This is a genomic window from Nostoc sp. (genome assembly GCF_036919615.1).
In the GTDB taxonomy this organism is placed as follows: Bacteria; Cyanobacteriota; Cyanobacteriia; order Cyanobacteriales; family Nostocaceae; genus Nostoc.
The window spans coordinates 64,683-79,136 of sequence record NZ_JBALCN010000062.1; the positions used below are offsets into that span (position 1 = coordinate 64,683).

Annotated in this window: 14 protein-coding genes and 1 tRNA gene; 10 read left to right on the forward strand and 5 right to left on the reverse strand. The window is 42.8% G+C overall.

Annotated features, from left to right (window positions below; translation table 11 throughout):
• Positions 1 to 2 precede the first annotated feature (2 nt).
• Positions 3 to 302 (reverse strand): 30S ribosomal protein PSRP-3, encoded by a 300-nt coding sequence (locus V7K48_RS18630; protein WP_012410744.1) that lies wholly within the window; start codon positions 300 to 302, stop codon positions 3 to 5.
• Between the two features lie 364 nt (positions 303 to 666).
• Between V7K48_RS18630 and V7K48_RS18635 the strand changes: the two genes are divergently transcribed.
• The gene (locus V7K48_RS18635; RefSeq protein ID WP_335074720.1) at positions 667 to 2,697 is read left to right on the forward strand and encodes a S9 family peptidase; all 2,031 of its coding nucleotides are present in this window, start codon (positions 667 to 669) and stop codon (positions 2,695 to 2,697) included.
• A 213-nt stretch (positions 2,698 to 2,910) separates the two neighbouring features.
• On the forward strand, positions 2,911 to 4,548 hold the full coding sequence (locus V7K48_RS18640) for a metallophosphoesterase family protein (protein WP_335074721.1): 1,638 nt from the start codon (positions 2,911 to 2,913) through the stop codon (positions 4,546 to 4,548).
• A gap of 170 nt (positions 4,549 to 4,718) precedes the next feature.
• On the opposite strand, the gene V7K48_RS18645 is transcribed toward V7K48_RS18640, so the two are convergent.
• A complete protein-coding gene (locus tag V7K48_RS18645; RefSeq protein ID WP_335074722.1) occupies positions 4,719 to 5,651 on the reverse strand; it encodes a serine hydrolase in 933 nt (310 codons plus the stop codon).
• 9 nt (positions 5,652 to 5,660) lie between these two features.
• On the opposite strand from V7K48_RS18645, the gene V7K48_RS18650 reads away from it, so the two are divergent.
• From V7K48_RS18650 to V7K48_RS18680, 7 genes are all read left to right on the forward strand, one after another.
• Complete coding sequence (locus tag V7K48_RS18650) at positions 5,661 to 6,365, forward strand: C40 family peptidase (RefSeq protein WP_335074723.1); 705 nt, start codon at positions 5,661 to 5,663, stop codon at positions 6,363 to 6,365.
• Between the two features lie 14 nt (positions 6,366 to 6,379).
• Positions 6,380 to 7,393: a glycosyltransferase family 2 protein gene (locus V7K48_RS18655; protein WP_335074724.1), complete on the forward strand. Its 1,014-nt coding sequence runs from the start codon at positions 6,380 to 6,382 to the stop codon at positions 7,391 to 7,393.
• A gap of 425 nt (positions 7,394 to 7,818) precedes the next feature.
• Positions 7,819 to 9,198 (forward strand): tyrosine-type recombinase/integrase, encoded by a 1,380-nt coding sequence (locus V7K48_RS18660; RefSeq protein WP_335074725.1) that lies wholly within the window; start codon positions 7,819 to 7,821, stop codon positions 9,196 to 9,198.
• 376 nt (positions 9,199 to 9,574) lie between these two features.
• On the forward strand, positions 9,575 to 9,883 hold the full coding sequence (locus V7K48_RS18665; protein ID WP_335074726.1) for a hypothetical protein: 309 nt from the start codon (positions 9,575 to 9,577) through the stop codon (positions 9,881 to 9,883).
• A 2-nt stretch (positions 9,884 to 9,885) separates the two neighbouring features.
• A complete protein-coding gene (locus tag V7K48_RS18670; protein ID WP_335074727.1) occupies positions 9,886 to 10,614 on the forward strand; it encodes a hypothetical protein in 729 nt (242 codons plus the stop codon).
• A gap of 215 nt (positions 10,615 to 10,829) precedes the next feature.
• Positions 10,830 to 11,303, forward strand: coding sequence for a BRO-N domain-containing protein (locus V7K48_RS18675; protein ID WP_335074728.1), 474 nt, complete (start codon positions 10,830 to 10,832; stop codon positions 11,301 to 11,303).
• A 648-nt stretch (positions 11,304 to 11,951) separates the two neighbouring features.
• On the forward strand, positions 11,952 to 13,193 hold the full coding sequence (locus tag V7K48_RS18680; protein WP_335074729.1) for an MFS transporter: 1,242 nt from the start codon (positions 11,952 to 11,954) through the stop codon (positions 13,191 to 13,193).
• 38 nt (positions 13,194 to 13,231) lie between these two features.
• Here the strand turns inward: V7K48_RS18680 and V7K48_RS18685 are convergent.
• Positions 13,232 to 13,305, reverse strand: a tRNA-Arg gene (locus V7K48_RS18685).
• 34 nt (positions 13,306 to 13,339) lie between these two features.
• Here V7K48_RS18685 and moaC point away from each other — a divergent pair.
• Complete coding sequence (gene moaC / locus V7K48_RS18690; protein ID WP_442949449.1) at positions 13,340 to 13,846, forward strand: cyclic pyranopterin monophosphate synthase MoaC; 507 nt, start codon at positions 13,340 to 13,342, stop codon at positions 13,844 to 13,846.
• An 11-nt stretch (positions 13,847 to 13,857) separates the two neighbouring features.
• On the opposite strand, the gene V7K48_RS18695 is transcribed toward moaC, so the two are convergent.
• Positions 13,858 to 14,160, reverse strand: coding sequence for a TonB-dependent receptor plug domain-containing protein (locus V7K48_RS18695; protein ID WP_442949450.1), 303 nt, complete (start codon positions 14,158 to 14,160; stop codon positions 13,858 to 13,860).
• 51 nt (positions 14,161 to 14,211) lie between these two features.
• Positions 14,212 to 14,454, reverse strand: a 243-nt coding sequence (locus tag V7K48_RS18700) for a hypothetical protein (RefSeq protein WP_335074730.1), incomplete at its 5' end; no start/stop codon positions are given.

A 14,454-nucleotide genomic window follows, 5' to 3' on the forward strand; every position in this document is an offset into this window, starting at 1 on the left:
TATCAAGCGCTACCTGTGAAGGCAACTTCCGGAAATTTCAATTGAGCTTCTGCCATTGGACGGTTTCTGCCTTCCTCTTGCCAGTAGTTAATCACTTCTGTCGCTTTATTAAGCAACTCGACACGATCCAGGTCAGTAATCCAATGTTTGGATTCGAGTTCCTTTTTTAACTCTTCCCAGGCATCATTTCTGGGCCAGAAAAAGTACTTAGTCAAAGGACTTGTGCCTTTGCCGACAATTTGATCGACTGCTAGAGCGACGTTTTCGTCTAACCACAGAATTTTCAAAATAAACTTGGTCAATCACACCTCCGGGAATTTCCGGGCATTACTTAACTAGGATAGCGATCGCTTATTTTAACGCAATACCTGATCAAATGACCAAACATTCAGGAGTGCTGAGTGCTGAGTCAGAAATAATGAGTAAGAAGTAATACTTATGAATCTTCCTACTCAGAGGCATTTGAACTTCTCCTTTGGGAGAAGCTAGCGCCAATGGCGAACGGTGACTCAGCACTGTTTCGGTGATTGAGAATGGGCCAGCATAAGGTGTAGTCAGCGCTAACAAAGATGCTTATGACTAGCATTTACGATGATTGGGAAATCATTTTTACCAATTTCTCTAACTTCAAAAAAATGTGCGAACCCCCAGTTATGATATCTAATTATGAAAAAGCTAACAAAAATCGCTTTAGCAAGTAGTGTTTTAGCGATGACACTCGGTATAAATATTTCGGCTCAAGCCCAAGAAAAACGTCTGCTGACGATCGAGGATCAGTTTGCCTTTCGCCAAATTAGCGATCCCCAACTTTCTCCTACTGGAGACTGGATTGCTTACACAGTAACTAATACGGATTTAAAAAATGATACACAAGATAAACATATTTACATGACTTCTTGGGATGCTTCCCGAACGTTACATTTAACTAACGGTAAAGATAGTGAATATAACCCTCGGTTCAGCCCAGACGGGAAGTCTCTAGCTTTCATCTCCAGCCGTGAATCTGGAAAACAGCAAATTTGGTTGCTCAATTTATCAGGCGGTGAAGCCGAGAAAATATCTGACTTTGCTGGTGATGTTAGCGATTTTGTCTGGTCTGGTGACAGTAAACGACTAGCCGTAATTGCCTCTCAACCAGCTCCAGAAACTCCCTTTAATGGCAAAACCCCACCACCGATTGTTATCGATCTGTTTCACTTCCAAGAAGATGGTGTCGGTTTTATCGACAAAAGTCGAGAACATCTTTATGTATTGGACTTAACAACTCGCAAAACAGAGATTCTCACCCCAGGTTCATTTAATGAGTCTTTACCTGCTTGGTCAAGTGATAGCAAAAATATTGCTTTTGTGAGCAAACGCGGTGAAAATAGCGATCGCAACAATAATTGGGATCTTTATGTCATCGCTGCCCAACCTGGAGCAAAAGCCCGCCAGCTAACCACTTTTTCTGGTCCTGACTGCGATCCTGATTGGGGTAGCCGTCCAGCTTGGAGTCCAGATGGGAAGTCAATTGCCTATCTTCAAGGAGGTTCACCCAAACTGATTGAATACGCAGTTTACCATCTAGCGGTAATTCCTGCCCTTGGTGGCACTCCGCACGTACTCACTTCTAGCCTTGATCGCAATGTTGTCAAACCGCACTTTACAAAAGATGGGAAATCAATACTATTTTTAATCGAAGACGATGGCAACGTTCACCTTGCAAAGATACCCGTAGCTGGTGGCAAAATTGAGCGATTGCTAGCAGGAAGGCGAAATATTAGTAACTTTGATTTAGGACGTGATGACAAAATCGCTTTACTTTCTTCAACGCCACAAGAACCAAATGAAGTCTTCGCCTTCAAAGGTAAAGATTTGCGTTCATTGTCGCGCCAAAATGATCAGTTGCTAGTTCAGCTAAATTTAGCAACTACAAATGAAATCAGCTTTCATAGTAAGGATGGAACAGAAATTCACGGCTTTCTCGTCAAGCCACCTAACTTTCAGTCAGGGAAAAAATACCCGACACTACTGATGCTGCACGGCGGACCTGTGGGGCAGTTCACAAATCAGTTTATGTTTAATTGGCAACTGTTTGCGGCGAAAGGTTATGTCGTTGTCGGTGTTAACCCACGTGGAAGTTCAGGAAGAGGTGAAGCTTTCTCCAAAGCGATTTATGCAGACTGGGGAAACAAAGACGCTCAAGATATTATTGCCGGTGCTGATTATGCCATCGCTACCGGAATTGCTTCGCCATCGCGCTTAGGAATTGGTGGGTGGAGTTATGGGGGGATGTTAACCAACTATACTATTGCTCAAGATACTCGCTTCAAAGCCGCAGTTAGTGGGGCTAGTGAATCAAATATTCTTGCGACCTACGGTACAGATGAGTATATTTATGACGAAGAACAGGAGTTAGGCTTACCGTGGAAGAACCTTGATACATGGCTGCGGATTTCTTTCCCATTTCTTCACGCCAACCGAATTGTGACACCGACAATATTTCTGGGAGGTGACAAGGATAGTTCTGTACCACTGCACAACTCTGAGCAGATGTATCAAGCCCTGAAAAGTCTCGGAATTGATACCCAGTTAGTAGTTTATCCAGGACAGTCCCACGGAATCAGCAAACCGAGTTATCAACGTGATGTCCTAGAACGTTATTTAGCTTGGTATGATAAATACTTGATCCCCTCAACCGCAACTACTGGAAAATAGTCTTGAAGAAGAATTTAGCCCATTGACATTTACCCAAAAGGTTTGCCTACATTACCTCCTGCCGTTTTTTAGTTCCGTCGAACTCACGTTAAAAAATTTGGGATGTTACTCATGCTCAGACGCAAAAGCTGCCGTAAAATCTCCTCGGTAGCGATGCTTGTGCTTGTTATATGCTTTACTCTGGTAAGCGTGCGTTCATTTGGGCAAACAATTATGACATTAGCACCCCAACTGCTCACCGACCCATTTTTGCAACTGCCAACTGAAACCTCAGTGCGAGTAGTTTGGTTTACTGAATTTGCTGGTGTTAATCACACAGTAACCTATGGGGAAAATCTCAAACAAACTGCTAAGGCAAATATTACCAAACTCAGTCGCACGCGTGAAGACCAATCAAGAGTTGCAAACCAAACCAAAGACGGCCAAGTTGATCAAAAACCCGTCCAGCGCAACATTTGGCGACATGAAGCTGAGGTGACTGGGTTAACTCCTGGTGTGCGAGTAAACTATCGGGTTACGAGTGGGCGAGAAGATGGCGAGAGTGTTAGCAGTGATATTTTTAGCCTCGCAGCTACTCCAGAACCGGATACACCATTAAAAATTCTGCTGACCTCTGACCATCAGTTAAAGCCGATGACATCTGCAAATCTGCAAAAGGTGGTAGAAACAATTGGACGAGTTGATGAGGTGTGGTTTGCTGGTGATTTGGTCAATGTCAGCGATCGCGCCTCAGAATGGTTTGATCATAATAGTGGTGGTGCGTTGTTTCCTGGTTTACAAGGTCGTGCTAAATATGACATGACGCACGATGGTGTTAAAACAACCTATACTGGTGGACAAATCATTCAAAATGCACCCATGTTTACTTGCATTGGCAATCATGAGGTGATGGGGCGATTTGCCAGAACTGGAAGTTTAGATGATGAATTTGATGATACAATTCCTCGTGCTGTTGCTCAAAAAATCTACCGGGACAAATCTTTAATAGATAATTCTTTTAATACTAATACCTACGAAGAAATTTTCTCTTTACCAAAAAGTAAAGAGGGTGGAAAAAGGTATTATGCCGTCAGTTTTGGTGATGTGCGTTTGGTGGTACTGTACGCTACGAATATGTGGCGCACTCCCAACTTAGATAGAAAGCGTAAGGGTAGATATCAAGAAGCAGAAAAGGATTTAAATAATCCGGAAAATTGGGGTTATGGACAGTTGATTTATGAGCAAATTGCTAAAGGTAGCAAGCAGTACAATTGGCTAGAGACAGAACTCAGCAGCCCTGAATTTAAACAAGCAAAATACAAAGTTGTGATGTTTCATCATCCGCCCCACACTCTGGGTGATAATATAGTTCCGGCTTATACAGAACCAGTACAGATAATTGAACGGGATAACAGCAATGTCAAAGCAGTGCGTTACGAATATCCCAAAGATGCAGATTATATTATCCGTGATGTTGTCCCTTTACTAGAAGCAGCTAATGTGCAATTGGTATTCTATGGGCATTCCCATTTGTGGAACCGCTTTGTTAGTCCCAGTGGAATGCACTTTCTGGAAACATCTAATGTGGGTAATACTTACGGTGCTGCTTGGGGTGACAGAAAGCGAGAAGTGCCAACTGGGTATCAAGAGGATTATGTTAAGCTTGGTGATCCCAATGGGTTAGAACCAATAGTGCCAACAATTTCCCCCTTGCTGGCTGAAGATGGGAAGCCGATACCTTATATTGCGAGTAATGATATTACGGTTTTCAGTATCTTTGATACCGGAACAGGTACGATCAGTAGTTATCGTTTTGATACTCGCAAGCCCGATTCGAAGGTATTGAAGTTTGACGAATTTAAGTTGAAATAGTATAGGTGCACAGATGTGCATTTGTGTCAAGTTAAGCTAAAACTTTTGAAAATCTCGTTTCCAGGTGTAACCTGGAAATCCTCTTTATTGGGTTACTGCCGCTAATCAGGGAGGCGGCAGCCCCTGAGTAGGCATTCCCAGTCTTCAACTGGGAACGAGGCAATTTGGAATTATAGACTGCTAATCGCTTCGGCAACTAGTTTAGAAACAAAGGGCAAAATATCCCGACTCTTTGCCTGCGCTTTCCCTTCAGTAAATACCACTAAAAGGTAAGGGCGCTGTTCTGGTAACTCAATATAGGCGGCATCATGATGAACTTGACTTGTCCAACCTGCTTTTGACCAAATTTGAGCATTTTTAGGGAGTCCACCGCCTAAAAAACCTGTTACTTGATCTTCGTCTCTGTCAGTGGGCAAATCGTTGAGAGTCCGTTTGAGCAAAGCCATCATTGCTTGCGATCGCCCACTTGAAACCGCCACTCCGCCTACAATACTATGCAGTAACCTGGCGATCGCATTTGTTGTTAACATATTACGATTTTCCAGTAACTCTCCCACAAACGCCCGTTCTCGTCCATAAGGGCCATCACTCCAAGTTTTTTGACAGACGTTAATCGTCTCCATTTCTTCCCAACCCAAGGATTGGTAATAGCGGTTAACAATATTACGTTGATATTTCCAGGTTTCAAAGGGCCCGGTTGGTAATTGTGGCCCTGAGGTGGTGCCACTCAGAATATCCACAACTAAGCTGGTAGCATCATTACCAGAATCTACAATCATATCCCGTAAGGCTCGCTCCAACTCCTTGGAGGTTTGACTCATGCCTTTTTCTAACCATTCGTTTACCGCCACCAGATAAAATAGCTTGACTACACTCGCTGGATAAATTCGCTCAACACCGCGATAAGTAAAACCACGAACTGGATGATCCCAAAAAGCTTTAGGAGTTAGCGCACCACCAGTATTTACTAGCACTGGTGGATCGTAAACAACCCAAGTCAGGGCAATTTGATTCCGGGCTAAAGTCCCAAATGCTGCCCAAGTTGCTTCTAAAATGCCTAACCCAAGATTTTCGAGTTGTTCGTCTTTATTAAAAAAAATCATTCTCGAATAATGTCCTTTAATCTAAAATCCAAAATCCAAAATCCAAAATCAGGGGAGTATCAGTGTCTAGCTAACCTGAACTTATATGATTCTCCTGAATGTACACGCTTGGCAACTCAAGCCGCATCTGGGCGACGTTTATGGGCAACATCAAATCATCAAAATTCAGTGGTTGAGGTGTATTTGTGTGAAGATGACTATCCAGGATGGGTATCCCTTTCAGATTTTGATTCATTACAACCTGCTACTGTACATTATCAGGCTGCAACATTTTCAGAATCGGAGATTAAAAAACTTTTAGTAGAGGTCATCGCCTTTACCCAAAAAGCGATACAACAATCAAATTATTATCTTTGGGGTGGTACGGTTGGGCCAAATTTCGACTGTTCTGGGTTGATGCAGGCGGCGTTTGCTTCAGTGGGTATTTGGTTACCTAGAGATGCCTATCAACAGGAAGGATTCACTCAACCAATTACTATTGCAGAATTAGCAGCTGGGGATCTGGTATTTTTTGGAACTAGCCAAAAAGCAACCCATGTCGGACTTTATTTGGCGGATGGTTATTACATTCATAGTTCTGGGAAAGAGCAGGGACGGGATGGGATTGGGATTAATGTTCTCTCGGAACAGGGAGATACGGTTAGTCAGTCGTATTATCAGCAGCTGCGAGGTGCTGGTAGAGTTTTTAAGAGTTACGAACCACAGAGACGCTGAGGGCGCAGAGATATATGAGGAGTGGGTTGGTTGATCAAGGGTTGAGTCAGGAAAATGGGGCTATTTCAGCAATTATCCCAGATGTTTCAGTGGTGGTGCCGATACATGACGAGGTGGAAAGTTTGCCGCTTTTACTAGAAGCGATCGCATCTACTTTATCTTCTAGTCAGATAAATTATGAAATTATTTGTGTGGATGATGGTTCTACAGATGGTTCTGCGGAATTTCTCAAAGAACAGGCGCAAATCCGCACTGATTTAAAGGCGGTGATTTTGCGTCGCAACTACGGACAAACTGCGGCTATGGCTGCTGGGTTTTACTATGCTGTAGGTAAAGCGATCGTCACTTTAGATGCTGATCTCCAGAATGATCCGGCTGATATCCCCATGTTATTAGCAAAGCTGGCTGAAGGTTACGATTTAGTAAGTGGTTGGCGGCAAAAACGCCAAGATGGTGCCGTGAATCGGTTACTTCCTTCCAAAATTGCCAATTGGCTAATTCGCCGTACCACTAGCGTGAATATTCATGACTATGGCTGTTCGCTGAAAGCCTATCGTGCAGAACTGTTGGCAGATATGAACCTCTATGGGGAATTACACCGATTTTTACCTGCCCTGGCGTACATCGAAGGAGCTAGAATTACCGAAATGCCAGTGCGTCATCACGCCCGTCGCTTTGGTCGAAGTAAATATGGGATTTGGCGGACATTCCGGGTGTTGATGGATTTGTTAACCATTCTGTTTATGAAAAGATTCCTCACCCGCCCAATGCACGTTTTTGGGCTATTGGGCTTGATTTCAATGGTTTCGGGGACAGCGATCGGAATTTACTTGACTTTTGTCAAATTGGCTTTAGGTGAAATGATTGGCAATCGCCCTTTACTGATTTTAGCAGTTCTCCTGCTAGTAACTGGAGTCCAATTATTTTGCTTCGGTCTTTTGGCAGAATTGCTCATGCGTACATACCATGAATCCCAAGGACGGCCTATCTATCGCGTGCGAGAGGTGGTAGCAAAAAATGTTGACTAAGGTAACAATAGTCATAGGGCATTGGGCATGGGGCACTTGTACTGAGCTTGTCTTGAGCGTAGCCGTAAAGCCTGCGGCATGGCTTCGCTTAAGGCGCAGCCTAAGAAGAGAAGGGCGTTGCCGTAAAGCCTGCGGCATAGCTACGCTTAGGGCGCAGCCTAAGAAGAGAAGTATTGGGCATGAGTAAACAGTCAAGAGTAAATATTGGTTTACTCTTAACTCCTAACTTCTAACTCCAAACTCCAAACTCCTAACTATTGACAAAAAACTCATTAACTTGCATCTACCTTGAAAGCATTTAATACTTTTGACGCCGAACTGCGGCGCAACCTGCTGATTTTATTTACAGCAGGTTTGATACTATAATGCTTATATGTCAGTTCTTTAATGACTGATATATACATTTTGAACATCTTTTGAGCATTATGGTAAACAGCAATAAAACACCGACTGGCAAGACTTCCAAAGGCAAAGTATCGATCTATGTAGAGAAAAGCCGAATCAAAGCTAGGCTACCAAGGCAGTACTTTGGGGGAGAACAGCCACGGATAGCTTTAGGGATGGACGCTAATGAGGCAAATATGGCTAGGGCACAAAGGTTAGCCGAGAGAATGACGCTCGACTTACAAGATGGATGTTTTGATGAGACTCTAGCCAAATACGGCATCATTGCCGACTTGAAGCTTAAAGGCAGTGTTGTAACCTCAGATGACCAATTACCGCCCAAGCCTGAACTATCCCTTATGGAAGTTTGGGATATGTATTGTGAGTACAGGAAACATGATTTAAAGGAAACAACTTATGAATTAACATATCGTCAGTATTATGTGAGTTATTTAAAATCAGCGATTAATGCTACCAAATCAGAGGATGCAATTAAAATTAGGAATTGGTTGATAGAGCATCGTAGTTTATATCACACCAAGAATTTAATCAGTCAGTTATCCGATGCTTATGAGTTGGCAAAGAAGAACAAAAAAATTACTTATAATCCATACGAAGGATTAGCAAGTGAAATAAAAGTTAAAGGCGCACAAGGTAAGACTCAAAACGAAGTAGATACAGAGAATGACGATGATGTATTGGATAAAACAAAAGCATATACATGGAATGAAGCACAAATAATTCTTGGTTACACACAAGAGAGAAGTCCACATTGGTATGATTTTTTAAAATTTAAATTTCTTACTGGATGCAGAACAGGTGAGGCAATAGCATTTATGTGGTGTGATGTTTTATGGAATAAAGAACAAATCCTAATTAGACGCACTTATTCCTCGCGGCTCAAGAAATTTTACCCGACTAAAACAGCCAAAGGCGACCAAGAGTTGATTAGAATTTTTCCTATGCCTAAAGATGGGGAATTATGGAATCTTTTAAAATCAAGTTCTCAGGGTGAGTCGAACGAAGTAGTATTTAAATCAAAAAGTAAGAGAATAATTTCTGATGTGACTTTAGTTAGAGCATGGAAGGGAAGGGAGGAACAAAACAAAGGGATTATTCCCCCCCTGATTGAACAAGGTAAGCTCACAAAATACTTGCCACCTTATAACACACGTCACACATTCATTACTCACCAAATATTCGACTTAGGCAGGGATGAGAAAATAGTTAGTGCATGGTGTGGACATGGTGAATTGGTGAGTCAAAAGCATTATCAGGATATCGCTGACAGGGCTACGCAAATCAATCCAGAGTTACCCGCTAATCAACAGGCTCAACAGCAGTCAGACATTGAAACACTGAAAGAGCAGGTACGAGAACAGCAGGAATTAATAAATAAGTTGATGCAAGACAGAGAATAATGAAGTAAAAATTTTCCTGTAAAACACCAATAACCCAAGTAAGTATTTGTACTCTCTTAGGGTATTTTTAATGGGTGGATACCTGTTATAAAAAAATGACACTTATTTTGACACTTATTTTGACACTTATTGTGTCATTTTTTGTGACACTTTCCAGAACATAGGGCATACCCAAAAAATATCAAAGTATCTGTAAATATGATTTTTTTCAGTCACAGCATACGTTGTAGCCTATTTTTTCATTTTTATCACAAAAATAGTTGACGTTCTTTTATTGATGTGACATAAATGATATAAGGCAGTAACAGCAAGGGAAACAGAGATTTATCGCTTCCATAGCGCTGTTAACGTCTAACACATACAAAGGTTGATAACCATGCCTAGAGGTATTCCAAGTAGTGGTATAAGAAGACCTGGTTCAGGGAGGAAAAAAAAATATGCCGGAGAGGTAATACAAAAGTGGATTCCAGTCTCTATCGCTAGCAAGTTGGATGACATCTATCAACTCTTAATTGACCTAGAGAAAGAGGTTGATATGTGGGAAAAAACTTGCAAAGAAAAGAGTACTTCACCACGTTATGAGCAAGCCCGTAAGCTTGTTTCAGTGCTTAGATTCTTTCTAAACAGACTAGAGATTGATACTGACAACATTTACGCCAAACAAGAAAACATCGAGGAAAGTTAATCATGACAACTAAAGCAAAACGTGCATCAATTCAAATCGCTGGTAACAAAGTAGAGGTATTCCAAATACCGAACGGTGAGTATGTGATGAGTCAGGCGCAAGTGGCGGAAGCAATAGGTGTATCGAGTTCTTCTATTTTCGATTTTCTGCACTCTGAAACAGTTAAAGCCTTACCTGGCAACGGTTCCGAATTTTCGGTGATGGCTGTAGAAGGTTCCAACAAGCCCATCAATATCATTCCTACCAATATTGTTACAGATTGCTGGATGTCGCAAGCATTCAAAGGCAACGTCAAAGCACAAGCTTTAATATCAGCTTGTACGCAAGAGACGTTACGGCGTCGTTGTGATACTGCCTTTGGTACGGTCAAAAGTGAGCAACAATATGAGCAACAAACTACTGCAAGTGTGGAACGATGGGAGGCACGACGAAAGTATCTCAGGGAACAGCACATAAATTTTGAGTATGCTTGCAAGGGAAATGGATTCAGTTGTGCATCTACTCACAATAAATTGACGATGGCAGCCGTACAAAAGACTGCAAGAGAACTGAAGGAACTGGAGGTGATACAAGGTAGTAAGGATGTGGGATTGAACTATATCGAAAACTCTGACGAATTACTGCTAGTGGCGAATGTGAAGAAAAATTTCTCGCGATACCGCAAGGGAGACGCAGATGAACGTATTCAGAGGGCATTGAAAGATGCACGCAAGGAAAAAAATATCCTGTAATTGTCCATTGGTGGTTACTAAAAATCCCTCAATGATTGCAGTCACTAAGGGATGTTAAATCTGATTAATGTTCACACCTAGCATATCACTGCTAGGTTTTTTTATGGTTATAGGGTGTTGTAGAAAACTGTCACTTTAACTGACACTTAAAGTGACAAAAATAATGACACTTTTTGTGTCACTTCTACAAACAACCCTTATCACTTACAAAAACCATGTCAAACTTATCTGTTTTTAGTTTTGAGTCACACAATATACGTTTCGTTGGTACAGCGGATGAGCCTTGGTGGGTAGCGGCAGATATTTGCAAAGTATTAGATATTCAAAACCCTACCCAGGCAATGGATAAATTAGACAGTGATGAGAAGGCTATGCTCAACATAGGGCAGAAAGGAAAAGTGGTTACCGTAAACACGGTTAATGAATCAGGACTGTACTCACTCGTTCTTACTAGCCGCAAACCACAAGCGAAACGCTTCAAGAAATGGCTAACATCTGAAGTTATTCCAGCTATACGCAAAACTGGCAGTTACTCGACAAGCATCCAGCCATTGATGTCTGACACACTCACAAAGCTTGCAGACTTGAAGCAGCAAGAGGCACTTGTGCGGCATGATATAGCGGCAATAAAGTCATCTAGAGTCGGTAGACTTTTCACTCAAAGGTATAAAAAGCAGTACCAATGGTAGACCTCTACGCTGTATCGTTGTTTCAATTGACTGCTTCAAATGTCTTGCAATGATGACAAGCACGGAACGATGTAAGGCTATTCGCAAATATTTTCTTGTGAGCGATCGCTCCTCCCAAGAGTGCTACTGCAAAGCATGACTACTTATTGCTGTATTGAGTTTACAACCCGTGTGGACAACGCACGACCGAGACGGAACTCTATATGGTTCCTTTGCACGGGCAAGGTACGAAGCGAGTGTATGTATGGCTTTGGTGTTTTCAGGTTGTTTTGAGCTTGCCACGAAATACGGCAATCGTTGGAAGCATGTTTGATACACGTCATAGAACACCATCGGTGAATACACCACACGTACACCCTGCTGGATACCGGGAAGGCATATAACCTTTTTATGAGTGGATTACATCTAAAGTCATTCTCGCTATCTGCTAACAGCTATTTGCAGCGCTGTACCAAGACAGCAGCAATGCACTGACACAAAGCGAGAGAACTGTGTGAATATGGGATGGAAACAAATTTACCCTCCCTTCTCTCAAAAGATGAGCATCTATTGAGCATCAATGCTGAGTATGAAAAAATACTAGTTGTTCATGCTTAAGCACTTAGATGAGTGTGTTTGAGCATTGGGTGAGCATCTACTGTGGTAAAAATGCTGAAAGTACCGTTTTTTCAAAGTCAATTGCTGATTTTATTTACAGCAGGTTTATTATTCTGGTCGAGCATATCTTCGCTCTTGCCAACTCTACCGCTTTACATCGATGATGTGGGCGCAAGCAAACAAGAAATTGGGATTGTAATGGGCAGTCTCGCCATTGGGTTATTGCTATCTCGCCCGATGCTGGGACGATTAGCTGATGAACGTGGTCGAAAAATTGTCTTGGTGATTGGTACGATAGTAGCTGCGATCGCACCCTTTGGTTATTTGGCAACCCAATCAATTCCACTGTTGATCCTGGTACGGATTTTTCACGGTATTAGCATTGCCGCTTTTACCACTGGCTACAGTACCTTAATCGCAGATTTTGCTCCCACCGAAACTCGTGGTCAAATCATTGGTTACATGAGCCTGACAACTCCCCTTGGTTTAGCAATTGGCCCTGCCTTGGGAGGATATTTAGAAGCTACAAGTGGTTACGGGCTATTATTTCTGTTATCCGCTGAATTGGGTTTTGTTGCCCTTCTGGCAATTGTCCAAGTCACTAATCCACCAGTGCAGATACACGAGCAAACTGAGGTAGAGGATCGCAACTTTTGGCGAATTTTGGGCAGTCCACGGGTGAGAGTTCCAACTATAGTTATGTTGCTGGTTGGTTTGTCTCTCGGTGCTGTACATACCTTTGTGTCGTTGTTCCTCAAATCTACTCACGTGGACTTCAATGGCGGACTGTTTTTTACAGCTGCGGCAATTTCTAGTTTTAGTATCAGGGTGTTTGCTGGTAAGGCAAGCGATCGCTTTGGTCGTGGTTTATTTATCACCTTTGGTATTTTTTGCTACGTTTTAGCCTTAGTACTGCTGTGGCAAGCTGACAGCACGATCATTTTCTTACTGGCTGCGATCGCTGAAGGTGGTGGTGGTGGTACACTAATCTCGATGATGCTCACTATGATGGCAGACCGCTCACTGCCGCAAGAACGGGGGCAAGTTTTTGCTATATGCATAGCTGGACTTGACCTGGGGATTGCGATCGCCGCTCCTCTTCTAGGTACCATAGCAGAACTTGTAGGCTACCGCACTATGTTTGGCTACGGTGCTGTGATGACTTCTGTTGCACTTGTGATCTTCCTCACCCAGTCGAGCAAAGACCTATCCAACTCCCTACGCTTTGCACTAGGTCGCGCTCCAGATGCTTACGCCTTGAACAACTTAAAAGTTAGGAGTGAGGAACTTTAATTCCTCACTCCTAACTTTCAACTCCGAACTTTCAAAAACGGGCGAGGAGGGATTCGAACCCCCGACACCGTGGTCCGTAGCCACGTGCTCTAGTCCACTGAGCTACACGCCCTCACCGACAATCTATATTAACACGTTCTAATTAAATGATGCAAGATATTTCATCTAATTTTGCCAACTTAACTCATCTAGATCGCCAAGGACAGGCACAGATGGTGGATGTGTCTGACAAAGCACCCACCGTCCGCCAAGCAGTAGCCGCTGCTAATGTGCGGATGTTGCCTACAACCTTCGCTGCCATTCAAGCCGGAAATGTGCCAAAGGGAGATGTGTTAGCAACTGCAAGATTGGCTGGGATTATGGCAGCCAAGCAAACAGCCACTTTAATTCCTCTGTGTCATCCGTTGCCTTTGCAAAAAATCGCAGTTGAGATTGTACCCGATCCGCAACTACCTGGTTATCAAATTCAAGCTACAGTCAAAACCAAAGCTGAAACTGGTGTAGAGATGGAAGCCTTAACTGCCGTTTCTGTGGCTGCCCTGACTTTATATGATATGGCAAAAGCCTTAGAGAAGTCGATTCAAATTGAATCAATTCGTTTAATAAGTAAAAATGGCGGGAAATCAGGAGATTACTCCTTGCCAGAGCAATAACCTAGATTATCTCATTCAATATTGTTAGTTAAGTCTGGCGGCGCTCCAAAACCCCCGACTTGAGCGAATCTATTTCGCAGTCCCCTGGCTGCAAATCCGCGAATGTTGAAAGTGCGTGTTTGCAACCTAGAGTCTCCTTCTGATGTAACTCCAGCCGCATTCTGGAGAACATCTTCAACCCGGATGATCCTCTGATCTTTAATCACTTGTTGAGGAACACCTTGAATCGATTGGGGGATATCCCGCAGAGGGGTATCCGTTCGTGTACCAGTAGAGGCATTCGGTATGCGATAACTATCTTGCTCACCCGTCACCACCAATTCAATCGGTTCATCACTCTGTGCTGATGGTTGCTCTGGTTGAGTTTATTGTGATCCTTCTCCTTCCCCTCCCCTTGACAGAGTGGGGTTTTGCTGCTGTGGTGTTGTCGGTGCAACACTCGCAATATCGAAAAACTCCTCAAACATTACACAAGTTAAGTCAGATTTATAGCGATCGCAGTTTTTCTGCGCGTAACCCTCTTCTGTCACTTTCCGGGTATTCTGAATAAAAGAATGAACAGAAAAAACCCTGAAAGGTAAGTAGGGCAATGGATGTAGAGTTACAAA